The sequence below is a fragment of the Massilia aquatica genome (genome assembly GCF_011682045.1).
GTDB lineage: Bacteria > Pseudomonadota > Gammaproteobacteria > Burkholderiales > Burkholderiaceae_D > Telluria_A > Telluria_A aquatica.
The window spans coordinates 600410-624958 of sequence record NZ_VVIW01000002.1 but is presented as its reverse complement, the minus strand read 5'-3'; the positions used below and the strand labels follow the sequence as shown (position 1 = coordinate 624958).

Here is a 24549-nt window from a genome sequence, read left to right as displayed (position 1 = left end):
GACCGGTTCGCATTTCGCTTCCGCGTTCGCGCTTTGCCAGCTATGATGGGACGCTTTTTTGCACCCTAATACATCAACATCATACTGGAGCACTGGATGGCGATTGTCGCACTGGCCGGACCAAAAGAAATCACGATCCGAGGAGTCCTCCTCGGCATCGTCATCACCCTCGTCTTTACAGCCGCCCAGGTCTACCTGGGCCTGAAAGTCGGACTCACCTTCGCAACCTCGATCCCGGCCGCCGTCATCTCGATGGCGCTGCTGAGCGCCTTCAAGGACGCCACCATCCAGGAAAACAACATCGTCCAGACCATCGCCTCGGCGGCGGGCACGCTGGCGTCGGTGATCTTCGTGCTGCCAGGGCTGATCATGATCGGCTGGTGGGCCAAGGTGCCGTTCTGGCCCGTCTTCGGCGCCTGCGCCATCGGCGGCGTGCTGGGCGTGATGTACACCGTGCCGCTGCGGCGCGCGCTGGTGTCGCAGTCCGACCTGCCCTATCCGGAAGGCGTGGCCGCGGCCGAAGTGCTCAAGGTCGGCACCGCCTCGCGCAACGGCGCGGCCGAGGGCAAGCTCGGTCTGATGGCGGTGGTCTGGGGCGCCCTGACGTCCGCGCTGTTCGCGGCCGCCGCCGGCGCCAAGCTGATGGCCGCCGAAGTAGCCATCTACTTCAAGGCCGGCAGCGGCGCCACCGGCATCGGCGCAGCCAGTTCGCTGGCCCTTTTGGGCGCGGGCCACCTGATGGGCATCACCGTCGGCATGGCCATGCTGGCCGGCCTGGTCATCGCCTGGGCCATCCTGGTGCCGGTACTGACCTCGATGGACCCGCAGCCGGCCCTGTCGGCGGCCGACCAGGCGCTCGGCATGTGGAGTTCCAAAGTGCGCATGATCGGTGCCGGCGCCATTGGCGCTGCCGCCATTGTCACCCTGGCCGGCCTGGGCAAGCCAGTACTGGGCGGCCTGAAGTCGGCCCTGGACGCGGCGCGCAAGGCCAAGTCCGAAGGCGCCTCGATCGAGCGCGCCGAGCAGGATCTGCCGATTTTCATCGTCGGCCTGGTCACCCTGCTGGCCATGGTGCCGGCCGGCTGGCTGCTCGCCAGCTTCCTGCAAGGCGGCGTGCTGGCCAGCCTCTCGCTGCCGCTGGTGGCGGTCGGCGTCGGCTACATCCTGGTCGCCGGGGTGTTCGCCGCCGCCGTGTGCGGCTACATGGCCGGCCTGATCGGCTCGTCCAATTCGCCGGTGTCCGGCATCGCCATCCTGACCATCCTGGGCGCTTCGCTCAGCGTCGGCTTCGTCGGCAAGCACCTCATGGGACCGGAAGTGGCGCACGCGCTGGTGGCCTACGCGCTGTTCGTCACCACCGTGGTGCTGGCCGTGGCCGTGATCGGCAACGACAACCTGCAAGACCTGAAAACCGGCCAGCTGGTCGGCGCCACCCCGTGGAAGCAGCAGGTTGGCCTGTTGATCGGCGTGGCCGCCGGTTCCACCGTGGTCCCGCTGGTGCTGGACCTGCTCAATAAAGCCAAGGGCTTTGCCGGCGCCCCGAACGTGGGCGTGGTCGGCGACGATCCGCTGGCGGCCCCGCAGGCTGCCCTGATTTCGACCTTGGCCAAGGGCGTCATCGGCAATAACCTGGACTGGGGCCTGATCGGCTACGGCGTCCTGCTCGGCCTGATCCTGGTGGTGGCCGACTTCGTCATCCGCAAGGGCAGCCGCGAGCGTTACAGCCTGCCGCCGCTGGGCGTGGGCCTGGCGATCTACCTGCCGGCCGCGGTGACGGCGCCGGTGATCGTCGGCGCCATCGCCGGCTGGATGTTCGAACGGGCCGTCAGCAGCGCCACCTGGGGCGAAACGGCCAAGCGCCTCGGCGTGCTGGTCATGTCCGGCTTCATCGTCGGCGAGAGCCTGTTCAACGTCGGCCTGGCCGGCCTGATCGTGGCCACCAATGTGGCCGAACCGCTGGCCATCCCCAACGCCATGGGCGAAACCGCGCACATGCTGATCGCCCTGGTGCTGGGCGCGGCCATCGTCAGCGGCCTGTATCGCTGGGCTGCGCGCAGCGCCCAAAAAGTCGCCGCCTGACCCCGGCGTGATCGCCCTGCCAGGGCGCCGTCCGGCGTCCTGGCAAACCATGGACCAGCAATGCAATGCTGCACTTGTTGTCCTTCGAATGTCGCTGCATGCCCGCTTCATGGGCCCCTTCCGACGCCATCTCTTCATCGCCGCGCCGATCACTGATCATTTTGCAAAGCAATGTAAACAATATCGCTTTTTTAGTGTATATTAGCTAACATTATTAATTAAAAGAGTTGCGCAGAACGCTATGCTGAGCAAGCTAGGCAATAGAGTTTTAAGAAAGTGCGACGATCAACCGGTCATTTCGACCGGGCCGGAGAGTGCGCTACTGGTGTTCTTCCAGGTTATCAGTAAGGCACACCATTGAAATTTCACACGAATAAGGAAACCGAGAATGCCTTGGGACGCAAAAGCCGCCGTTGATCATCTTAATTCAAATGCAGAAGCTGCCAGCACAAGCAACTGTGCGACATATGTCAGGAAAGCCATTGAAGCTGGAGGTGTCACTCTTTCAAAGACGATGTACGCGAAAAATTACGGCAGCCGGCTTACCAATGCCGGATTTGTTGCAGCAGCAGGCGCGCCACAAGCTGGCGATGTTGTGGTTATTCAACCAACTGAGAATGGGGTTGCAGGCCACATGGCGATGTATAACGGTACGCAGTGGGTATCTGACTATAAACAGCCAGCAGTACATGGATATTATCCTTCCGCCACTTACAGGAAAGAGAAGCCAGCAGTGAAGTTTTATCGGAGGCCGTAGACATGAAAATTAATAATTCAATTATAAATTGATAATAAAATGAAAATCGGAATTTATTCTCTGTTAGTACTTTCGTTTTTTTGCGGAAAATCTTCTTTTGCAAGCGATGCGTTCAGCGCCATTAAATGCGGATCGGAAATTTCAAAGAAACTGATCGGCAGGCAGGTAAAAAATGAAAAAGTCGTGGCGATCGAGGCCAGGCACACGCGCATCGGCCTTAAAAATGTGGGCACGGATGACATCTCTGAAGGCTTGCTCGCAGGATACTGGATGATTTGCGGGAATAAATATATTCTGCTTGAGGATAAAAAGAAGTTACGCATACACGATGTGATACAAGTTCCAGACGATCCGGCACGCTTGGTGGAATTTACCGGACAATGCACCGTCCACGATAAAGAAAAACCAGAATTGATTTTTGCTGTTTTGAATAAAGAAGACGGTGTTGCGACGCTATCAGCGCAGTCTGCGTGGATTGTCGATGAAAAGAAAAAGGCATTCAAGAAAACGTCTACGGAGGGGATGAGATGCGAGAATGTCCCATCCGCCCCGCCGCCATAAATATGCAAGCCTGGCGCAGCGCGGCGGCGCGCCGGGCCATTCCGGCACGCACCCTGAACCGGTTTTTGCCGTATTGACCCGGACAAAGCGCACCCTGCGTGCTAGCATGGCAATCATGCGCGACTGACTTACGCCAGTCCACCCTCAGGAGACGCCTTGTATTTTTGGAAGCAACTTTCACCGTCCACGCCGCACCGCCTCGCCGCCGGTACGGCTTTCGGCATGACCGACACCGGCACCGTCCGCCCCTCGAACGAAGATAATTTCCTGATCGACGCCAGCCTGGGCCTGGTGGCCGTGGCCGACGGCATGGGCGGGCATGACTCGGGCGAAGTCGCCAGCGCCGAAGCACTCACATCGCTGGCCCAGTTCCTGCGCGCCAGCACCGACCCGGACAGCGGCATGGCGGCGCCGAACTTTCGCGCCAGCCCGTTCGACCCCGAATCGGCCGATCCGGACGCCATCTGGAGCGAAGACACCCTGGCCAGCATGGTGACGCTGCACGACGGCGTCGAATTCGTCAACCAGCGCATGTACCAGACCAACCTGGCCAACCGGCGCGGCGACGGCGGCGGCATGGGCACCACCCTCACCGGCGTCTGGCAACCGGCGCCGGGCGCGCCGCTGCTGGTGTTCCACGTCGGCGACAGCCGCCTGTACTGCTACCGTTCCGGCCAGTTGACCCAGCTCACGCGCGACCAGACCATGTACCAGGACGCGGTCGATGCCGGCGCCACCGACAACCTGCCGCCGCGCAACCTGCTGCTGCAAGCGATCGGCCCCTCGGGCGACGTGCACCCGGAACTGCATATCCAGGCCGTCCAGCCCGGCGACCTGTACCTGCTGTGCAGCGACGGCATGTATGGGTCCACGCCGGACGACCGCATCGCCGCCATGCTGGCCGACGCCCGCCCGGGCCAACTGGGCGAGTGCTGCACGGAACTGATCGCCACCGCCCTGCGCGACGGTAGCCGCGACAACGTCACCGTCGTCCTGTTTCATTGCGATTAATCAGCACACATAGTTAAGATTGACGTTCAGAAAACATTCGTGCACAAGACACGACGCCGGGCAGCGCAACCCTGAGTTTCTACTGAGTAATCATGTAAAATCGGGGGGACAGCCTTTGTGCAGGTAAAAGAGAACAAGCAATGAAATGGCTGAAGAATTTGTTGGGCGGCGACAGCGAGGAAAGCAAGCCAGCGCCCGCCCCCGTGGCCGCACCCGCTCCCGCCAGGACGCGGGCGCCCGACCCTGCGCACGCGGGCATGGTCGACGTGCTGTTCTACCGCTGGCTGGCCGGCATCACGCCCAACAGCGGCCCGTCGGGCGACGAAAAAGTCCTGGTGGTCGACCTGGCCTACATGACCCAGCAGCCGCTCGACGAGATCACTCTCGCGCCCAGCCGGCCAGCCGTGTTCACGCCGCTGCTGCGCTCCATGCGCGACAGCAGCGTCTCCGGCGCCGACCTGGCGCGCCAGCTCTCGCAAGACAAGGAGCTGATCACCGAAGTGCTGCGTGAAGCGAACCGCCCCTGCCACCACCCGCACTATCACGCCAACGACCCTGTGACCACGGTCGAACGCGCCACCATGCTGCTGGGGGTGAACGGGCTGCGCATGCTGGTCGGACGCGCCTCGCTGCTGCCCGTGATCATGAGCATGCACCCGGGGCCGTTTTCGCAGCTTTCCACGCCGCTGCTGTGGCGCCAGTGCGAAAAATGCGCGCTGGCCGCCAGCGTGCTGGCGCCCTCGGTGCGCGCCAATCCGGTCGAAGCGTATTTCGCCGGGCTGCTGCACAATATGGGCCTGATCGTCGCCTTCCGCCTGCTCGACCAGGCCAATACCGAAGCGTCGCTGCCGCAGTCCGAAGAATTCGTCTCGGCGCTGCATGCGCACGCGCGCGTGCTGTCGGTGCGGATCGCCGAAGCGTGGGGCTTTCCCGATACAGTCACGAGCGCCATCCGCGAGGCCGGCGACCCTGACGGCGCGCCGCTGTCGCACGTGGTGGCGCTGGCCGACATGCTCAGCCGCCTGCGCATGCTGGTCGACTCGGCCCACTTCGAAGAGGATGACCCGTTCGTTGTCGAAGGGCTCGACGCCGCCGGCCTGGCCTGTTTCGAAGAACTCCGTAACGAAGACGAATAATGAGGACCAGAATAATGAGGACCATCGATGGCCTTTGAGATTGAGCGCAAGCTGGTGATCGGCGTGGCGTCGAGCGCCCTGTTCGACCTGACCGCTTCGCACCAGGTGTACCTGGACAGCGGACCGGATGAATACCGCCGCTACCAGGAACGCAACCTGGACGTCATTCTGGGCAAGGGCGTGGCGTTCCCCTTCATTCGGCGCTTCCTGAACATCAACAAGGTCTTCCCGCGCCATCACCCGGTCGAAGTGGTGCTCCTGTCGCGCAATTCGCCCGAAACCGGGCTGCGCGTGATGCGCTCGATCGCCCACTACGGGCTCGATATCTCGCGCGCCGCCTTCATCACCGGCCAGTCGCCTTACACCTACCTGCCGGCGTTTAACGCGGCGCTGTTCCTGAGCGCGAACGAACAAGACGTCAAGAGCGCGATTGCGGCCAACTATCCGGCCGGGCTGGTGCTGCCGTCGAAAATCGTCGACGACGATGACGATATCGAACTGCGCGTGGCCTTCGACTTCGACGGCGTGATCGCCGACGACGAATCGGAGACCATCTTCAAGCGCAATAACGATCTGAGCGAATTTCACGCGCACGAGACCTTGCACATGGCGGTGCCGCACCAGCCCGGGCCCCTGGCCGAGATGTTCCGCAAGCTCTCGCTGATGCAGAAACTGGAAGAACGCGCGCAGCGGCGCGACCCGGCCTACAAGAAGGTGCTGCGGATTGCCATCATCACCGCGCGCAACGCCCCATCGCACGAGCGCGTGGTGACCACGCTCAAAAGCTGGGGCGTCTCGGCCAGCGAGACCTTCTTCTTGGGCGGCATGAACAAGACGCGCGTGCTGTCGATCTTCAAGCCGCACATCTTTTTCGACGACCAGCTGACGCATTTAACGTCGTCACCCGGTGGCACGATACCGATGGTGCATGTGCCGTTCGGGATTGCCAACCGGCGCCCGCTGGAGTGAACGTGGCCGCCCGTCCGGTTTCGCATCGGCGGGCGCACCCCGATCCGGCTATAATTACCCGTCCCGCACCCAGCCAGCACAGCGCATGCCTTTCGATTTAAAGAAATCACTCCCAAAAACCGGTAACCGCTTCGCGCTCCCGACCCTGTACGGCTCCTCGGACGCGTATGCGCTGGCGGTGGCGGCGCTCGAACTCAAAGCGGCAAAGCAGATGCTGACCGTGATCGTGGCCAACGCCAGCGACGGCCAGCGCCTGCTCGACGAAATCCCCTGGTTCGCCGACGGCAAACTGGCCTGCCACCTGCTGCCGGACTGGGAAACGCTGCCCTACGACGCCTTCTCGCCGCACCAGGACCTGGTCTCCGAGCGCCTGGCCACCCTGCACGAAATCCAGAACGGCCAGTGCGATGTGCTGATCGTGCCGGCCACCACGGCGCTGGTGCGCCTGGCGCCGCCATCGTTTTTGGCGGCCTACACCTTCTTTTTCAAGCAGGGCGAAAAGCTCGACGAAACGCGCCTCAAGGCGCAACTGACGCTGGCCGGCTACACCCACAATTCACAGGTCATGTCGCCCGGCGAATACTCGGTGCGCGGGGGCCTGATCGACCTGTTCCCGATGGGTTCCGCCCTGCCCTACCGGCTTGACCTGTTCGGCGACGAAATCGAAACCATCCGCACCTTCGACGCCGACACCCAGCGTTCGCTCTACCCGGTGCGCGAAGTGCGCCTGCTGCCGGGGCGCGAATTCCCGATGGACGACGCGGCCCGCACCACCTTCCGCAGCCGCTGGCGCGAACGCTTCGAGGGCGATCCATCGCGCTCGGTGGTGTACAAGGATGTCAGCAGCGGCATCGCCTCGGCCGGCATCGAATACTACCTGCCGCTGTTCTTCGAGCAGACCGCGACCCTGTTCGACTACCTGCCCGAAAAGGCCAGCCTGGCCCTGGTGGGCGACATCGACGGCGCCATCAAGCGCTTCTGGCTCGATACCGAATCGCGCTACCGCTTCCTCAAGGCCGACCGCGACCGCCCGATCCTCACGCCCGACGAACTGTTCCTCAGCGACGAGAATTTTTTCACGCTGGCCAAGGCGTACGGCCGCTGGGTCGTGACCAAAGACGCAGACCTGGAGCCGTCCGAGCTGTCGGCGCCGATTCCGAACGTGGCCGTCAACCGCCGCGTCGAGGACCCGCTGATCAACCTGCGCGCCTACCTGCTGCAGAATGACAAACGGGTGATGATCTGCGCCGAATCGAACGGCCGGCGCGAAACGCTGCAGCAGTACTTCAACGAATACAATCTGGCGCTGGTGCCGGTCGAGGGCTTCGCCGGCTTCGTGCAGTCCGACACAAGGCTGGCGCTGGGTGTGGCGCCGCTGCAGGCCGGCTTCGAATTGTCGGAGCTTGGCGCCGGCGACCTGATTTTCATCACCGAGACCGAGCTGTATGCGGGTTCGGGGCGGCGCGCCGGCAAGAAGAAGCAGGAAGGCGTCACGCAAGTCGAGTCGATGGTGCGCGACCTGTCGGAGCTGAAAATCGGCGACCCGGTGGTTCACATCAATCACGGCATCGGGCGCTACATGGGCCTGACCAGCATGGACCTGGGCGAAGGCGAGACCGAATTCCTGCATCTCGATTACGCCAAGGACTCCAAGCTGTACGTGCCGGTCTCGCAGCTGCACGTGATCTCGCGCTACTCGGGCGCCTCGCCCGAAGACGCGCCGCTGCACGCGCTCGGCTCGGGCGCCTGGGACAAAGCCAAGCGCAAGGCGGCCGAACAGGTGCGCGATACCGCGGCCGAACTGCTTAACCTGTACGCCCGGCGCGCGCTGCGCAAGGGCCACTCCTTCGAATACTCGGCGCACGACTACCAGAACTTCGCCGACAGCTTCGGCTTTGAAGAAACGCCCGACCAGGCCGAGGCGATCAACAACGTCATCAAGGACATGACCGCCGGCAAACCGATGGACCGGCTGGTGTGCGGCGACGTCGGCTTCGGCAAGACCGAAGTGGCGCTGCGCGCGGCCTTCATCGCGGTCATGGGCGGCAAGCAGGTTGCCATCCTGGCGCCGACCACCCTGCTGGCCGAGCAGCACGCGCAGACCTTCGCCGACCGCTTTGCCGACTGGCCGGTGCGCATCGCCGAGCTGTCGCGCTTCCGCACCGGCAAAGAGATCAACAACGCCATCAAGGGCATGGCCGACGGCACGCTCGACATCGTGATCGGCACCCACAAGCTGCTCTCGCCGGACGTGCAGTTCACCCGCCTTGGCCTGGTCATCATCGACGAAGAACACCGCTTCGGCGTGCGCCAGAAAGAAGCGCTCAAAGCCCTGCGCGCCGAAGTCGACGTGCTCACGCTCACCGCCACCCCGATCCCGCGCACGCTCGGCATGGCGCTGGAAGGCTTGCGCGACTTTTCGATCATCGCCACCGCCCCGCAAAAGCGGCTGGCGATCAAGACCTTCGTGCGCAGCGAAGACGGCTCGGTGATCCGCGAAGCGTGTCTGCGCGAACTCAAACGCGGCGGCCAGATTTACTTCTTGCACAACGAAGTCGAGACCATCCAGAACCGCATGGCCATGCTCAGCGAGCTGCTGCCGGAAGCGCGCATCGGCGTGGCGCACGGCCAGATGCACGAGCGCGACCTGGAAAAAGTCATGCGCGACTTCGTGGCGCAGCGCTATAACATCCTGCTGTGCACGACCATCATCGAAACCGGCATCGACGTGCCGACCGCGAACACCATCATCATGCACCGCGCCGACAAGTTCGGCCTGGCGCAGCTGCACCAGCTGCGCGGGCGCGTGGGCCGTTCGCACCACCAGGCGTACGCCTATCTGCTGGTGACCGACGTGAGCACCCTGACCAAACAGGCGCAACGCCGCCTGGACGCGATCCAGCAGATGGAAGAACTGGGCAGCGGCTTCTTTTTGGCGATGCACGACCTGGAAATTCGCGGCGCCGGCGAAGTGCTGGGTGAGAACCAGTCGGGCGAGATGCTCGAAATCGGCTTCCAGCTGTATTCGGACATGCTCAACGAAGCGGTACGCTCGCTCAAGGCCGGCAAGGAACCCGACCTGGCCGCGCCGCTGGCCACCACCACCGAAATCAACCTGCACGTGCCGGCGCTGCTGCCGGCCGACTTCTGCGGCGATGTGCACGAACGCCTGTCGATCTACAAGCGGCTGGCCAACTGCGGCGCGCAAGAGAAAATCGACGACATGCAGGAAGAGCTGATCGACCGCTTCGGCAAGCTGCCCGACCCGGTCAAGGCGCTGATCGAAACGCACCGCCTGCGCATCGCCGCCAAGACGGTCGGCATCATCAAGATCGACGCGCACGGCGAAGCGGCCAGCCTGCAGTTCATGGTCAACCCGCCGATCGACTCGATGCGCATCATCACCCTGATCCAGAAAAACCGGCACATCAAGCTGGCCGGCCAGGACAAGCTGAAGATCACCGCCAGCATGCCGGACCTGGCGGCGCGGGTCACGCAGGTCAAGCAAACGATTAAACAACTGTTAGCGTAAAACGAACATGACGACGATGAACCTGGTGCTGCAAGGCCTTGACACCACCCTCGACACCTTGCGCCGCATCGCCGCGCTGGCCAACCCGGCGCGCGTGACGGAACTGGGCGAGTGCGCCATTCGCTGCGAAGCCATCGATTTTTCCGAGGCCCTCAAGCAGACTATCGAGGTGGCCGCCGGCGCGGCGCGCATCGACGCCACCTTCATCGCACCGGGGCGCGCCCTGGCCGACTTCAAGCTGGTGGCGATGGACATGGATTCGACCCTGATCACCATCGAGTGCATCGACGAAATCGCCGACATGCAGGGCCTCAAACCCCAGGTGGCGGCGATTACCGAAGCGGCCATGCGCGGGGAGCTGGATTTTGCCGACAGCCTGACGCGGCGCGTGGCGCTGCTGGCCGGGCTGGACGCGGCGGCGCTGGAACGCGTGTACGACGAGCGGCTGGCCATGTCGATGGGCGGCGAAGCGATGCTGGCGGCTGTGCGCGCGGCCGGCCTGCGCACCTTGCTGGTGTCGGGCGGGTTCACCTTCTTTACCGACCGCCTCAAGGCACGCCTGGGGCTCGATTTCGCGCACGCGAACGTGCTGGAGATCGTGGACGGCAAACTGACCGGCCGCGTGCTGGGAGGGATTGTGGACGCCGAAGAAAAGAAGCGCACCGTGGAGCGCGTGTGCCTTGACCTCGGCATTGACACGGCGCAGGCGATCGTCATGGGCGACGGCGCCAACGACCTGGCCATGATGAGCATCGCCGGCCTGTCGGTGGCGTTCCGCGCCAAGCCGGTGGTGCGCGCCCAGGCCGACGTGGCCCTGACGTACACTGGGCTGGACGGGCTGCTGAACATTCTTGCGTAATCGCGCGACGGCAGCCGAGCGTCAAGTCAGCCATGTCTATCGATGAAGTTGCGAACTTTTATAGCGCGCAGCGATAAGATAACAGCAAGAGGTGCTTGTCATCGTCTATTTGGCGGCATTTTTACGTAAGGTCGTGGTACTGAGCCTGCGCCCTTCCTCGTCGTAGTAAGAAATCCGGACGAGTACAGCATCCTGCCTGGCGACCAGGTCTCCCTTGGCGTTCAACGGAACAAATTCCACTGTCGCGACTGGCACCATTACCGTCTTCTTTACGCCATCACACTCAATAATTTTCGGTTGAAACTGCAAGCTTGTTGGCAGACTGGAAAAAGGCTTTTCTGTTTTCAAATTTGTAAACATGTCGACGGTAACGACTTGATGCACCGGGACAGGTTGAGTTTCACAATATATATCCATGAGATTCCTTATGCTTGCCTGAAACAGCAGTCTCTGATCCTGCTTATCAAATTGTCGAAAGCCGGCAAGGTCGCTCAAGCTGAACTGCGATGACACGATCCTGTTTGTTTTTCCTGGCCGAGAAGATACGACCCAGTTCCTTATAGCGCTCGGGATACAATCGCCGCGTAGTCGCTTCGCGCTTTCCGCCTTTACTGTGCCCGTACATGACCACGGATTCCGCAAAGTCCTCCCCCACGCTCGCTTTAGCATATTTTAACGCGTGTGCCTTGAGATCGGCATCGACACGGCGCAGGCGATTGTCATGGGCGACGGCGCCAATGACCTGGCCATGATGAGCGTCGCCGTCCGGTCGGTGGCGTTTCACGCCAAGCCGGTGGTGCGCGCCCAGGCCGACGCGGCGCTCACTTACACGGGCCTGGATCGTTTACTCAACATCCTGGCCTAAGGGCCGCTGCGCTCATCACACCATGCGGGCGCGCGCCCGCATGCAACAAACACTCAGGCAGGCCGCTTGCGGCGCGCCACACCCGCCACCAGCGCCAGGCCTGCAAGGAGCATGCCGTACGTCGCCGGCTCCGGCACCGGACTGGCCACCGGCGAGGTATCGAGCGAGTTCGCTTCCGACCACAAGGTGAGCTCCACCTTCAGCTTCCACGACGTTTTCGCCGTGTTCTGGAACATGATCGACAAGCGCTCGCTGGCCGACTCCGAGTACGGCGCGTTCGGATCGGCGCTCCAGGACGGCGCTCGCATGCTGAACTCCGAAACGAAATCCGGGTAGCCGTTGGCGCTGAATTCAGGGAAGCTCATCGAGGCCGAGAGTTCCGAACTCTCTTTCAGGGTATTGGTGCTTGGCAGTGCTTTCGCCACGCTGCCACGCACGTCGGCAAAGAACCTGACCTCAGTACCGGGCGAAAGGACGAATTCTTCGATCATCACGTAATTCGACGCGACCACCCTGCGCTCGTAGCCGGCGCCGTTTTTGGTCGACGCGGCCGTACTCAAGGCCAGGGTCTGGAAATTGGTGCCGCTGACGGTCGACACCGCGGTGCCCTGCGCGAGGGATATGCCTGCGTCGAGATCGCGGCTGTACAGCAAGCGCGAATTGTCTTCGCTGCTCTCGCGGTTCTGGCGCAAGCCGGTTTCGCTGATATCGCCGATGGCGCGGATGCCCAGCTGCGCGGGATACAGCGGCTTGACGATCGACAGCGATGGCGCGATGCCGTCGTTCGGCAGCAAGTCCACCAGCGAGTAAGAAAAATTGGTCAAGGTGCCTTGCGCGCTCACTTGCGCGCTGGCCGACAGCGGCACGGCGAGCGTTGCGCCCAGTACCAGCGTGGTAACGATTGTCTTCATAAAAATCCTGAGTTGAATAATGAGTTAGTTACCCTGGACCTTGCGGCGGCGGCGCGCTGCGCCCGCGACCAGGCCCAGTCCGGCAAGCAGCATGGCCGTGGTGGCCGGCTCGGGTACCGGCAGTGGCAGCATGCTGTAGTACTGACTGTCCGCGGACGAGGTCAAGGAAAACTTCAAGTTCAGATTCGATGACAACGCCGAGTTGTTATCGAACGTCAGCGAAAAACGCTCACTGCTCGACGCAATGGGAGGAGGACTTGCGTCGTAATAACCGTTCGCCGCTTTCACCCTGATCGTTTTCGAGTCCCCGCCGATCACCTGGTCCTGCACATAGCCGACTAAAGAAAAAGAACCATCGATTTGCGCATCTTCCCGAAACAGACTGCTTGCCGGCTTCGCCGCGGACGCGCTGCCGTTGAAGTCGGCGAAGAACGAGACCTGGGTGCCCGGCGAGAGCACGAACTCGACAATGTTGGCACTGGCGGACGCATACGTCTGCCGGGTTCCGGCAACGGAGCTGGTGGTCGAGACCGTGGTGCGAAATTGCAGTGAAGCGAAATCAGTACCGGTCACGCTGGCGCCTGACTTGCCGGCAGCCGTGTCGAGACGCGCATTGATGTCGCGGTTATAGCGGGTGGTATATTGGGTACGTTTGTCGTCCAGCGATGGGACCGTGTCGCCATACTGCCTGAGGTAGGCAGAAATCTGGGAGGCGCCGGCATAATCTGCGGGCACGACGATGGTGAGCGAGGGCACGATGCCATCGTCGGGCAACAAATCAACCAGGGTGTACGAGAAATTGCTCAGGCTGGCGTCAGCGCGCACCTGTGCCTGGGCCAGCAGCGGTGACGCCAGCGTGGCCGCGATCACCACGCCTACGGCGAATTTGTTCATGGAATGCCTTAATTTAATAACAAAATTATCGAGAATGACAATATAGCAGCGCCCGCTGCACACGCGATGATTTGTTGTTCAATTTATACAAATTTCACGCTGCCAAGTGGATTCCGAAGGCGTTCGGGCGTGTCAGCAGCCAGGCTGGAGTGCCAGGCTGCGTCGCATGCGGGTCAGCCTGACCACCACGCCATCGGCCAGCGCCAGCGCGATCGGTTCGATCGCCACGAAACCGTGCGCCAGGTACAAGGGCTCGCCCGGCATGGTCGAGACCAGTTCCAGCGAACCAAAGCCGGCCTGTGCGGCAGCATCGATGCAGTGCCGCAGCAGCATGCTGCCCAGCCCGCGCCGCGCCATCGCCGGGTCGACGAAAAAGGCACGGATGCGGGCCGGCTCGGTGGCCGGATCGAGCAGGCGGTCGTTGCCATGCTTGGCGCCATCGCCGCCAAAGTCGGTGGCGCGCCGGCTCCAGCCGCCGCAGGCCACCACCCTGCCCTCGTCCTCGATGGCGAAATAGGTGCCGTCTTCGACCAGGGCGCTGTCCACCCCGAACACCTCGCGCGTGATGGCGGCGGCTTGCGGCGGCGTGTAAAAGCCGTCGGCCAGGCCGATCCCCGAGCGCGCAATCAGCTCTTCCAGCAGCGGTTTTTCGGACATGCGTGCGAGGCGAATGGTGAACATGCTTGCTCCCGTCGGGGTGAAAACCCGATTATAGGCGGCACGGCACGGCGAAAAAAAACGCGCACCTTGGTGCGCGTTAAAAGAAGACGACATCAGTGGCGGCGGGCGTGGTGGAACGCCATCCGCCTATCGTCTGGCGGTATCCCTCGTTCGATCGAGGTTATAAGGTACCGGGGCCGGCTGCGCTGGCGCGGGCCCGGTTGTCAGGGCGGTTGTGGGCTGCTTGCCGGACATGGCGGCGCGCTCGGGCAGGTCGGCCGCCAGCGCCAGCACGGCCATCAGCACCAGGATCCAGTCACGCAGCTTCAAGCAAGACTCCATAGGCGGTAATGCCACTCGGCGGGGCCGATTTTTGTACTTTGCGGGCGGCGAACCAGCCGGTCAGGCGGCCGTCCTGGCTGCTGATGATCGGGCATGAGGCGCTCAGCATGGAATTGCGCCCGCTCTCCCCGACCAAGGCGCCGCCGCCGGCCACCACGGCATTGCCGTGAGGGACGGCCACCAGCGCGCTCGGGTAGCCGGTCAGCAGGCTGGTGTTCGAGACAATGCGCGCTGCGAGCGCCACGTCGGGTCCGGTACGGATGCCGATCACAAAGGCGGTCACGCGGGCCTGGTCGACGGCGTCGTGCTCGCGTCCGGAGGCGCTCCAGCCGCAGATATTGCCGTCGGCGCCGATCAGCGGGTAGCTGGCGGTGAGCATGTTGCCGTTGACGGGCGTGGCGTAGTTATCCTGGGCGCCGCCGCCGGTGCCGATCCAGCCGGCGCCGAGCTTGACGCTCACGCCCGGGTCCGAGACCAGCGCGCTGGTGGCCGAAAACACTTGCTGCTCGACCGTGACCGGCTCGCCGTCGCGGGTGATGCGGATGCCGACCGCGTACACGGCCAGCGGCACCGGATCGGCCAGGCCGAAGTCGCGCCCGGCCGCCGCCCAGCCGGTGTAGACGCCGGCCTGGTTGCGGGTCGGGTAGCAGGCGGTCAGCGTGTTCGAGGTGCCGCGGCCCATGTCGTAGGCGCCGCCGCCGGTGAGCGTGAAGCCCGGCGGCAGCCAAACCTGCGCCGTCGGCCCGGTTGCCCGGGTTGCCACGCCAACGAATGCATAACTTTCGATCACGATACCCATGTTTCCCAACTCTCTATCAAGCATTAGCTACTTGCGGCCCGAACAGGCCGCGATAGATACTTAGCAACTAGCGTGCCAGCTTGATAAGCGTGAAAATCAGCGGCAAATGCGTCTTGTTTTTAGGTAAATGATGTAAACGAGCATGTAAATGCAGCGTCATTTACATGTCGGGCGGAAAGCTGACATGCCAGCACCCGAAGCGGAATTGACACGCGACGTGTAAAACACGTGTAAGCGGACCCCTCTTTACATGTCAACAATTGTCGTACTTGCCTTATAATTGGCAAACTATTAAACGCTGTGCCACGGAGACCCCGGTGAATGATGTTGATAACACGCTGACGACCCAGCTATTCTCGCAAAAGAATGGCATCACAAGTGCCTTGCTGGGCCTGACCATTCTGTGGCACCCGGAAACGGAGCGCATCGGCGAGCAGTTCATCGGCCCGGCCGAGGAAGGCGAGATCGAGGTGTGCCGCTACACGCCGCTGTTCTTCCGCCCCGGCCAGGATGGCATCGCGCTCGGCCACCGGGCGATCGCGCGCGCGCCGCTGATGGTGCGCCGGCTGGGCGACGATAGCGTCGAACTGGCCGCGCCCGACAGCCGCATGGCGCTCGAGGTCAACGGCGCGGTGCTGAGCGGCACGCGCCGCTTTACACGTGAAGAGATCGGAGGCGGCGTGGTGCTGGGCCTGGGCGGCCATGTACTGCTGTGCCTGCACTGGATGACCAGCTTCCCGCGCCCCAACCTGTTCCCGGGCCTGCTGGGCGTGAGCAGCGGCGCCATCGCCACGCGCGAGCTGATCCGCCAGGTGGCGGGGACCGACCTGGCCGTGCTGCTGCTGGGCGAGACCGGCACCGGCAAGGATGTGGCGGCGCGCGCCATCCACCAGGCCAGCAAGCGCAGCGCCCATCCGCTGGTCGCGGTGAACATGGCGACCCTGAGCGAGTCGCTGGCCGCGGCCGACCTGTTCGGCGCGGTCAAGGGTGCTTACACGGGCGCGCAGGCGCCGCGCCAGGGTTTGTTTGCCGAGGCCGATGGCGGCACCTTGTTTCTCGATGAATTGGGCGACACCCCGGCTTCGGTGCAGCCGATGCTGCTGCGGGTGCTGGAAACGGGCTGCTACCGCCCGCTCGGCGCCAGCGCCGATGCGCGCACCACGGCGCGTCTGATCGCCGCCACCGACCAGGACCTGGACGCGCGCGGCTTCAACCAGCCGCTGCTGCGTCGCATGGAAGCGTTCGTGATCCGGGTGCCGACCCTGCGCGAGCGGCGCGAGGATATCGGCGTACTGCTGCTGCACATGCTCAAAGGTTGCGAGTTGAACAGTGCCGAGCTGGCGGCGTTTCCGCCGGCGCTGGTCAGTGAAATGTGCAATTACGATTGGCCGGGCAATATCCGCCAGTTGGCGAATGTGGCGCGCCGGATGGTGATGGCCTTGCAGGCGGGCGAACGGCCGGTGTTGTCGCAATACGTGCACGCGCCGGCCACAGCGCGCCCGGCCAGCGCCATGTTCGCCATGTCGGCCGAACAGCCGCGCAGCGCCAGCCAGAAAGCGCCGCTGGATGGCGCGCCGCGCCGCAAACTGGCCGAGGTCAGCAACGACGACCTGCTCGGCGCGCTGGAAGAACACGGCTGGCAGATCAGCGGCGCGGCCCAGCAGCTGGGCTTGTCACGGCCCTCGCTGTACAAGCTGATCGAGGCGCATCCGGCGATCCGCCCGGCGGCCCTGATTCCGCGCGAGGAACTCGACGCGGCCTTGAGCGCGCATGGCCGCGACCTGGCGCGCTGCGCGTCGCGCCTGAAAACCCCGAGCGAAGCGCTGCGCCGCCATTTGCGGGTGCTGGGGCTGGACGCCGCCTAGGAAACTCAGGTCGGCAAGCCGACGCCGACCTCGCCTTCGGGCATATTTTGGCAAGCGACGCCGTCGTCCTGATCGCAAAAGATCGGTGGATTGATGCCTGCGCCAACCTCGCCTTCGGGGTCGAACACGAACACGCGCTGTTGCTGCTCGCCGGACTGGCGCGTGATCTCGACGGTGAGAACGAAGGCGATTTCCCAGCGACCAGTGGTCTCGGCGACAGTCAGGTGGTTTTTCCACTTCCGCGCGATCGTATGGTACTTGCGTCCATCCTGTTCGCTCTCGGCACCATGGGCAGAACCGAACTGCGCAGGATCAACCTCGACGCATGCGCCTACCGTGCCGTCGAAGGGCGACGGTTTTGCATACGTCGCCAGCGAGCCCGGCACGATGGAAACGATCTGCGGCCGGGTAATCAGGGTGCAGTCGAGCACCTTGAATGATTCGAACTTCTCATAACCTCCCGCACGCACCCGGATGTGCACTTCTTCGCCGACGGTGAAATAGATGGAACCGGCGTAGCGGCCCTTGAGCGGATTGCCTGCGCCGTCTTTGCGGCTGAAGGACCATTCCAGCGTTTCGCCAATCTGGTTGATGTCGAAATTTGCTTCCAGGAGCATCGAGGTCGGCTTCATCATTTATCGCTTTCTGTTGTGGAATAAAAATACCGTGAATCGCGCCGCAGCGCGATCAGGTCCGGTTCTGCATTGATCAGATGTGCCGGATAACCCTTGTCGCGCGCCAGTGTCAGTTCTGCAAGTGCGCGGTCCCGTTCGCCAAGCAATTCGTATGCCATGGCTGCGCGAAAACGGAGATTCGGGTCGGTCGGCAGCAGCTTGATGGCGCGCTGCGTATACTCGACAGCCTCGGCACGCTGACCCAGGCGCGCCGCATAGAGCCCCCGGCGCGACTGCAAGGTAGCGTCGCCCGGGACCTGTTCGATCAGGGACTCAAGCACGCCCAGCGCGCGACGATAGGCTTTGCGCGAGTCCTCCTGGCGCCCCGGGATCCAGCGCAGGGTATCGGCCAGGTTTGCCCAGCGAAGGTAGTCGTAGTTAGTGCCGAGAGGCGGTGCGACGGCGCGCTCGAATGCCTCGGCCGCGGCAACATAATCGCCACGATTGAACAAGGCGTTGCCAAGATTAGTGTACAACTGCCCCGTCGGGCGTACTTGTAGACCTTGCTGCAACACTTGCAAACTCTCGTCGATGCGATTCTGGCGTTGCAGCACGAAGCTCAGATTGGCATAGGATTTCACCGTGTCCGGCTGCAATGCGATGCTGCGCCGGAAGGCCCGCTCGGCTGGTTCGAGTTGCCCCTGCTCGAAGTAGAGTGTACCCAGCAAGTCTTGCAACACATGATCATCTGGATAAATCTTGATGGCATGCAGCACGGTGCGCTCAGCCTCGGAAAATCGCCGCGAACGGGTCAGTGCGTTAGTTTTAGCAATCAGCGCAAACCAGTTAAGCGGGTCGAGCCGCAGTGCCTGCTCGGCAAGCAGTAGCGCTTCGGGAAGCTTGCGCTGGCCGGTACGTACAGCCGCATGCGCAGCGTAGCCCAGCGCCAGTTGAGCGTTGAGCTTAAGGGCCAACTGGGCACTGGCATCGGCACGGCTCAGCCATGTGCTATCGCGGCTTTCAGAGTTTTGCTTGAAGCAATAGGCGAACGACAAGCCCGCCGCAGCGGCGGCGTGCTTGGGGTCATGCTCAAGAATGGCATTGAAGTTGCGGATCGCCAGATCGAGGCTTTCTGGCCGCTCGAAGGTCTTGAGCGCCGTCAGGCCAGCCTGCATCGCCTTCGCTTCGGAAAAGAACGGATCGTTATGCTGGTACCAGTCGCCCACCCGTCCGGTCGCCACCGCCCCGCCCAGCGCGAGCACCAGCGCGCCGATGCCGATGGCGAGCGCCGCCTTCTTCTTGTCGAACGGCGCGCGCGCAGTAGCTGGCGTGAGCGCTGGCGGCGTGGGCGGCACGCCCGGGCCCTCGCGCACGCCGCGCACGGCTTCGCGCACCGCCTGCATCGAGGCGAGCCGCTCCTCGGGCTGGCGCGACGTCATGGCGCGCACCAGCGCGGTCACGGCCGGGCTGGTGTCCGGCGCGAACGGCCACAGCTTCGAGGATGACTGGATATGGGCGGCGGCCAGCGCCAGCCCGCTCAAGTGCGAAAACGGTCGGGTGCCCGTGAGCAGCTCGTACATCACCACGCCGAGCGCGTACACATCGCTTTGCGGGCTCAGGGTCGAGCCCATCATCAGTTCCGGCGCCAGGTAGGCGATGGTGCCTTCGGTCTGGTCGAACACCACCGATTCGGTGGCCTGCGGGTCGATCTTGCGCGCCAGGCCAAAATCCATGATGCGCACCTGACCGCCCGGTTCGAGCATCAGGTTGGCCGGCTTGATGTCGCCGTGGATGAGTTTGGCGTCGTGGGCTTCGCACATAGCGTCCGCCACCTGGTCGACGATGCCCAGCACCTGCGCTTCGGGCATGGGACCTTGCTTGCCGGCTTCGCGCAGGGTGCAGCCGTCGACGAACTCCATGACGATCGATTGCTCGGCGGCGTCGCCCTCGATCGAGAAGATGCGCACGAAGCCGGGATGGCGCAGGGACGCGGCCAGACGCGCCTCGTCGAGCAGGTTGTCTGGTCGCGAGGAAAGCAGTTGCGGCTTGAGCCGCTTGATGGCGATAATACGCTGGAGTTTGGAGTCCCAGGCTTCGTAGACTTGCCCGAATCCGCCCTCTCCCAACAGTCGCTTCAGCTGATAATGGCCCGGCCCCTGCTCGTCATCCTGCAAATTGCGCTCCACGTTATATTAGTTGCAAAAACATTTCCGTAGTGTACATGTTCGGCACTGTCAATGACAAAAAAGTTTCGTGTCGTATCATGAGTGTAACAACGTGTAAGTAGCAGCGCCGGCGCATGCCGTTTGCCTATAGTGATAGCAACAGAATAAGGAATTCCTTGCCATGAAAAACCTCTTAATTATCGGAACGTTAGTTGCCCTGGGCGGTTGCGCCACCTATCCATCCGAACCCCGCTATGCGCAGCCGTCCGATCCGTCGCAGTGGCGCGTGGTGTCGGTCACCCCGGTCGCGCCGGGCACCGGCGACAAGGTGGCGGCGGCCTCGCCCAACGGCGCGCGCGTCGAATATTCCTCGCGTCCGGTCAGCGTGAGCGCGCCGCCGGTCTGGGTGCAGGCGCCGGTCTACGTGCAGCAGCCGGTGTATGTACCGGCCCCGGTGTATATCGAGGAACCGCTGTGGTATCCGCCGATTTCGCTGAGCCTGGGCTTCGGCTTCGGCCGCTCATGGGGCCATCACGGCTATGGGCGTGCCCATGTGGGGAGCGGCTGGGGCTACGGCGGCCACGGACGCGGCCATGGACGCGGGTTTCGCCACCGCTGACCGCTACAGGTAGCCCGTCTCGGCGGGCGGCTTGTCCCACTCGTCGTGGCGCCCGTCCACGTAGCGCACCGGCACCCACGACAGTTCTTCATCCGACACGCCGTCCAGGCAGGCCACGCTCACGCCGTAGAACTTGCCGAGCCGCGGCGACTGGCCGATGCTGAACGGGCGCACTCCGCAATGGCGGCAAAACAGGTGGCGCTCCACGCGCCGGTGAAACTGGTAGTCGCCCAGCTCGGACGCCCCGCACAGCAGGCGGAACGATTCGGGTTTGACGATCGCGGCCCACCAGCGGTTCTTCCTGCATAGCGAACAGTTGCAGCGCAAGGTTTCCAGGCTCAGGTCAATATCGGCCTCGAAGCGCACCGCGCCGCAATGGCAACTTCCAAGATACGTTTTCATCGTGAGTTGAGTTTCTGTTAAGCATACACTCCGAGTGTACCAGCAAGGAATGCAGCAGCGCTACCCGCCTGCGCGCGGCACTTGCCGATGGACAATCCCCATCCCAGCTTGTATGCTTGCCTGCATGAATATCACCCAACAGATCGCCCTGACCCTGAGCACCGCCACCCAAGCCCACGCCGCCAACTGGCGTGCCTGGGCGGCGCTGTCCGGCATGCTGATGATGATTGGCGGCATGGTGGCGATGATGTGGTTCCTGTCGCAGCCAAGCGTCGACCTGCGCGGCTGGCTGTGCGGCGGCGCCAGCCTGGCCGGGCTGGCCGTGTGGCGCGCCACCCTGCCGCTGGCGGTGCATGAGGTCGAGCAGCGCAGGCTGCGCGACGGCGGCCGCTGACGCGAGTTTCGCAAGTGCGCTGGCCTGCTGTAAAATTGCGCACCGTTCCCGTCACCCAGCTCCGTCGATCCATGCCAGCCAACTCCCACCACTTCCGCGGCGCCGCCCACTGATGCGCCTGCGTTCCCTCTATTTTTCCCTGGCTCTCTCGATCGTCATTCCGGTCGCCGTCTTCGGCGCCATTGCGCTGCACATCCTGCAGGACACCCAGCGCAGTTTCGCCGTCGGGCGCATCGAGCAAAGCGCCACCCTGACCGCGCGCGCCATCGACGCCGATATCTACCGCGCCCAGTCGGTGCTCAAGGTGCTGGGCCACTCGCAGGCGCTGGCGCAGGGCGACCTGGCGCGCTTCTACGACGAGGCGCGCCAGGCCAGCGCCGCGCCGGGCGGCTGGATCATCCTGTACGACAGCGGCGGCCAGCAGGTGATCAACACGCGCCGCCAGTACGGCGTCAACCTGCCCAAGCGCCCCGATCCGGAACAGGTCAGCGCCATGCTGGCCTCGAACCAGGGCCAGGTGACCGGCATCAAATGGGGCGAGGTGCTGAAGAACCATTTCGTCATGGTGGAGGAACCGATCCGCACCGCGTCCGGCAAGCAGTACGTCATCGGGCAAGCCTTTTCGCCGGCCTTTTTTGCGCGTTCGTTCACCGGCCCCGCCCTGCCGCAGGGCTGGCGCGTATCGATCCTCGACCGCGCCGGCATCATCATCGCGCGCAGCGAGAACGCCGAGAAATTCGTCGGCGTCACGGTGCGCCCGGACACGCTGGCCATGATCAACAAGACGCGCAGCGGCGTGTTCACCCATCTGGCGGTGGACAACAAAGAAGTCGTGGACGCCTTCACCCGCTCCGAACGTTCGGGCTGGTCGATCATCATTGGCGCGCCGGTCGAGGCAATCGAGGCGGCGGTCTGGCGCGGGGTGCCGGTGATGGCGGCCGGGCTGGTGATCGCCCTGGTGGCGGCGCTGGCGCTGGCCATGCTGGCCGGACGCCACCTGGTGCGCTTCGTGGCGCGCGCCTCGCAGGCCGCCGCACTGCTCGGCCAGGGCGGCCAAGTGCGCGCGCTGGCGCGCTCCGGCATCCATGAACTGGAAAGCCTGAACGAAGCGATCCGCGAAGCGAGCGACCGCCTGCAGGCCGAAATGCGCTCGCGCAGCGACGCCGAGAACGAACGCAATGCCCTGCTGGTGTCCGAAAAGACCGCGCGCGCCCGCGCCGAAGAACAGAACGCCGCCAAGGATGAATTCCTGGCGATGCTCGGCCACGAGCTGCGCAACCCGCTCAGCGCGGTGGCCAGCGCCGTCTCGATCCTCGACAACGCGCGCCAGGTGGACGACGCCATGGCCCAGCGCGCGCGCGACGTGCTGCGGCGCCAGACCGACCATCTGCGCAAACTGGTCGACGACCTGCTCGAAATAAACCGCGCCCTGATGGGCAAGCTGGAACTGCAAAAGGCGCCGGTCGACCTGGCCGAAGTGGTGCAGCGCTGCGTCGACACGCTCAAGGCCAGCGGGCGCACGGCCGCCTTTACGGTGCGCGTCGACAGCGTGGCGGCCACCGTCAACGCCGATCCTACCCGCCTGCTGCAGGTGATCGACAACCTGTTAGATAACGCCATCAAGTACAGTCCCGGCGGCGGCGAGATCGCGATCAGCGTGCGCCAGGTGGGCGACGCGGTGGAACTGTCCGTGCGCGACTCGGGCCTGGGCATCGCGCCCGAGCTGCTGCCGCACGTGTTCGATATTTTCGTGCAGGGCAAGCAAAGCCTGCAACGCGCGCATGGCGGGCTGGGAATCGGCCTGTCGCTGGTGCGCCGCCTGGTCGAGCTGCACGGCGGCTTTGTGCGCATCGACAGCGACGGCAGCGGCAAGGGCAGCACCGCCACCGTGACCCTGCCGCGCCTGGCCGGGCACACGCCGGCGCTGGCGGCGGCATCAAGCGCGCCGGCGCAGCGCCTGCGCCGCGTAATGCTGGTCGAAGACAATGCCGATGCGCGCGAGATGATGTCGATGCTGCTGCAACTGCGTTCCTGCGACGTGGTCAGCGCCGCCAGCGGGCCGGAGGCGATTGCCACCGCGCTGGCCGCGCAGCCGGAGCTGGCCTTCATCGACATCGGCCTGCCCGGCATGGATGGCTATGCGCTGGCGCGCGCGCTGAAAAGCGACGAGCGCACGGCCGGCATCGAACTCATCGCGCTGACCGGCTACGGCAGCGAAAAGGACCGCACCCACGCCATTGACGCCGGCTTCGCACGCCACTTCACCAAGCCGATCAGGCTGGAAGACCTGGACCTGGCGCTGGCGTAAGTCCCAGGTCAAGCCCGAGCGCGGCGCGCAGCGCCAAGGCGTTCGGCAGCGCCGCGCCGGACGCCGTGTTGTCGAAGATGACCCAGACCTCGCGCCCCTGCTGCGCGTGGGTGTCCAGGTCGCGCGCCAGCTGGGCAATGTAGGCCGGCGAATACGTCGAATAATAGATGCGCGGCGAGCCATGCAGGCGCACATACATGGCCTGGGTGGTCGGCACGTGCGGCCCTTCCTGGCCCTTGGCCGGATCGGCGATCACGCGCGTGACGCCCTCGCGTTCGAGCAGCGCAGTCGCATCCTCGCCGAACCAGCTGGGATGGCGCGCTTCGCAGGCGAGCATGCAGCCGAAGTTCTCTTTTACCCGCGCGAAGAACGCGCCGGCGACAGTGGCGTCGAACGCGGACTTGGGCGGCAGCTGCACCAGCAGGCAGCCAAGTTTGTCGCCCAGCGCCCCGGCCTCGCCGGCAAACTGGCGCAGCGGCGCCTCGATGCCGACCAGGCCCGCATCGTGCGTGATCGCGCGCGGCATCTTGACCGCGAAACGAAACTCGGGCGGCACGCTCGCGGCCCAGCGCGCATAGGTCTTGCTCTGGTGCGGCCGGTAAAAGGACGAGTTGATTTCGACCGTGCCGAGCACCCGGGCGTAGCGCTCCAGGTGGCTGCCTTCGGTTTCGAAAGACGCCGCCGCCTCGCGCGCAATGGTCCAGCCGGCACAGCCGATGCGCAGCACGCCGCGCGATTGAAGTTGTTGAGATGTCATGGTGCGAAAGTGTAGCAGCACTCGCGCGGCAGGCCGAACACGCTTGGGCG

General features: G+C 63.9%; 22 protein-coding genes and 1 pseudogene. 13 read left to right on the top strand and 10 right to left on the bottom strand.

Translation table 11 applies throughout. The features are described 5' to 3' along the window. Positions 1-96 precede the first annotated feature (96 nt). From F1609_RS05815 to serB, 8 genes are all read left to right on the top strand, one after another. Positions 97-2079: an OPT family oligopeptide transporter gene (locus F1609_RS05815; protein ID WP_167075530.1), complete on the top strand. Its 1983-nt coding sequence runs from the start codon at positions 97-99 to the stop codon at positions 2077-2079. Positions 2080-2467: 388 nt separating this feature from the next. Then, complete coding sequence (locus F1609_RS05810; protein WP_167075529.1) at positions 2468-2836, top strand: NlpC/P60 family protein; 369 nt, start codon at positions 2468-2470, stop codon at positions 2834-2836. Positions 2837-2875: 39 nt separating this feature from the next. Next, entirely contained in the window at positions 2876-3397 is a 522-nt protein-coding gene (locus F1609_RS05805) for a hypothetical protein (RefSeq protein ID WP_167075528.1), read from the top strand. Between the two features lie 156 nt (positions 3398-3553). After that, positions 3554-4408 carry a PP2C family protein-serine/threonine phosphatase gene (locus tag F1609_RS05800; protein ID WP_167075527.1) on the top strand — a complete coding sequence of 285 codons (855 nt, stop codon included), beginning with the start codon at positions 3554-3556 and terminating at the stop codon, positions 4406-4408. A gap of 140 nt (positions 4409-4548) precedes the next feature. Then, positions 4549-5544: an HDOD domain-containing protein gene (locus F1609_RS05795; protein ID WP_167075526.1), complete on the top strand. Its 996-nt coding sequence runs from the start codon at positions 4549-4551 to the stop codon at positions 5542-5544. Positions 5545-5571: 27 nt separating this feature from the next. Beyond that, positions 5572-6513, top strand: coding sequence for a 5'-nucleotidase (locus tag F1609_RS05790; protein WP_167075525.1), 942 nt, complete (start codon positions 5572-5574; stop codon positions 6511-6513). An 85-nt stretch (positions 6514-6598) separates the two neighbouring features. Then, positions 6599-10045, top strand: coding sequence for a transcription-repair coupling factor (mfd, locus tag F1609_RS05785; RefSeq protein ID WP_167075524.1), 3447 nt, complete (start codon positions 6599-6601; stop codon positions 10043-10045). Positions 10046-10061: 16 nt separating this feature from the next. Beyond that, positions 10062-10904 carry a phosphoserine phosphatase SerB gene (gene serB, locus F1609_RS05780; RefSeq protein ID WP_167075593.1) on the top strand — a complete coding sequence of 281 codons (843 nt, stop codon included), beginning with the start codon at positions 10062-10064 and terminating at the stop codon, positions 10902-10904. Positions 10905-11009: 105 nt separating this feature from the next. On the opposite strand, the gene F1609_RS05775 is transcribed toward serB, so the two are convergent. Next, a complete protein-coding gene (locus tag F1609_RS05775; protein WP_167075523.1) occupies positions 11010-11399 on the bottom strand; it encodes a hypothetical protein in 390 nt (129 codons plus the stop codon). 181 nt (positions 11400-11580) lie between these two features. Between F1609_RS05775 and F1609_RS05770 the strand changes: the two are divergent. Beyond that, positions 11581-11769 (top strand): annotated as a pseudogene (locus F1609_RS05770) (HAD hydrolase family protein); the annotation flags it as partial. Between the two features lie 53 nt (positions 11770-11822). Here the strand turns inward: F1609_RS05770 and F1609_RS34455 are convergent. The 5 genes from F1609_RS34455 to F1609_RS05745 all read right to left on the bottom strand — a co-directional run bounded on the left by F1609_RS34455 (position 11823) and on the right by F1609_RS05745 (position 15375). Next, entirely contained in the window at positions 11823-12680 is an 858-nt protein-coding gene (locus F1609_RS34455; RefSeq protein ID WP_167075522.1) for a PEP-CTERM sorting domain-containing protein, read from the bottom strand. A 24-nt stretch (positions 12681-12704) separates the two neighbouring features. Further along, positions 12705-13574, bottom strand: a complete 870-nt coding sequence (locus F1609_RS05760) for a PEP-CTERM sorting domain-containing protein (RefSeq protein ID WP_167075521.1) — start codon at positions 13572-13574, stop codon at positions 12705-12707. 132 nt (positions 13575-13706) lie between these two features. Beyond that, positions 13707-14255, bottom strand: coding sequence for a GNAT family N-acetyltransferase (locus F1609_RS05755; protein ID WP_167075520.1), 549 nt, complete (start codon positions 14253-14255; stop codon positions 13707-13709). Between the two features lie 126 nt (positions 14256-14381). After that, positions 14382-14564 (bottom strand): hypothetical protein, encoded by a 183-nt coding sequence (locus F1609_RS05750; RefSeq protein ID WP_167075519.1) that lies wholly within the window; start codon positions 14562-14564, stop codon positions 14382-14384. Next, complete coding sequence (locus F1609_RS05745) at positions 14551-15375, bottom strand: hypothetical protein (RefSeq protein WP_167075518.1); 825 nt, start codon at positions 15373-15375, stop codon at positions 14551-14553. The genes F1609_RS05750 and F1609_RS05745 overlap by 14 nt, the downstream gene beginning before the upstream one ends. Before the next feature lie 317 nt (positions 15376-15692). On the opposite strand from F1609_RS05745, the gene F1609_RS05740 reads away from it, so the two are divergent. Further along, positions 15693-17240, top strand: coding sequence for a sigma 54-interacting transcriptional regulator (locus F1609_RS05740; protein ID WP_167075517.1), 1548 nt, complete (start codon positions 15693-15695; stop codon positions 17238-17240). Positions 17241-17245: 5 nt separating this feature from the next. Here F1609_RS05740 and F1609_RS05735 read toward each other — a convergent pair whose 3' ends face one another. Then, on the bottom strand, positions 17246-17875 hold the full coding sequence (locus F1609_RS05735; RefSeq protein ID WP_167075516.1) for a hypothetical protein: 630 nt from the start codon (positions 17873-17875) through the stop codon (positions 17246-17248). Next, a complete protein-coding gene (locus tag F1609_RS05730) occupies positions 17872-20028 on the bottom strand; it encodes a serine/threonine-protein kinase (protein WP_167075515.1) in 2157 nt (718 codons plus the stop codon). Before F1609_RS05730 ends, F1609_RS05735 begins: the two co-directional genes overlap by 4 nt. Positions 20029-20200: 172 nt before the next feature. On the opposite strand from F1609_RS05730, the gene F1609_RS05725 reads away from it, so the two are divergent. After that, entirely contained in the window at positions 20201-20638 is a 438-nt protein-coding gene (locus F1609_RS05725) for a hypothetical protein (RefSeq protein ID WP_167075514.1), read from the top strand. Positions 20639-20641: 3 nt separating this feature from the next. Here the strand turns inward: F1609_RS05725 and F1609_RS05720 are convergent, their stop codons facing one another. Then, positions 20642-21040, bottom strand: coding sequence for a GFA family protein (locus F1609_RS05720; RefSeq protein ID WP_167075513.1), 399 nt, complete (start codon positions 21038-21040; stop codon positions 20642-20644). A gap of 124 nt (positions 21041-21164) precedes the next feature. Between F1609_RS05720 and F1609_RS05715 the strand changes: the two genes are divergently transcribed. Together F1609_RS05715 and F1609_RS05710 are read left to right on the top strand one after the other, a co-directional pair. Continuing rightward, a complete protein-coding gene (locus F1609_RS05715) occupies positions 21165-21434 on the top strand; it encodes a hypothetical protein (RefSeq protein WP_167075512.1) in 270 nt (89 codons plus the stop codon). 112 nt (positions 21435-21546) lie between these two features. After that, on the top strand, positions 21547-23742 hold the full coding sequence (locus tag F1609_RS05710; protein ID WP_167075511.1) for an ATP-binding response regulator: 2196 nt from the start codon (positions 21547-21549) through the stop codon (positions 23740-23742). Here the strand turns inward: F1609_RS05710 and F1609_RS05705 are convergent. Further along, the gene (locus tag F1609_RS05705; RefSeq protein WP_167075510.1) at positions 23708-24499 is read right to left on the bottom strand and encodes a DUF72 domain-containing protein; all 792 of its coding nucleotides are present in this window, start codon (positions 24497-24499) and stop codon (positions 23708-23710) included. The genes F1609_RS05710 and F1609_RS05705 overlap by 35 nt on opposite strands. Positions 24500-24549: the final 50 nt, after the last annotated feature.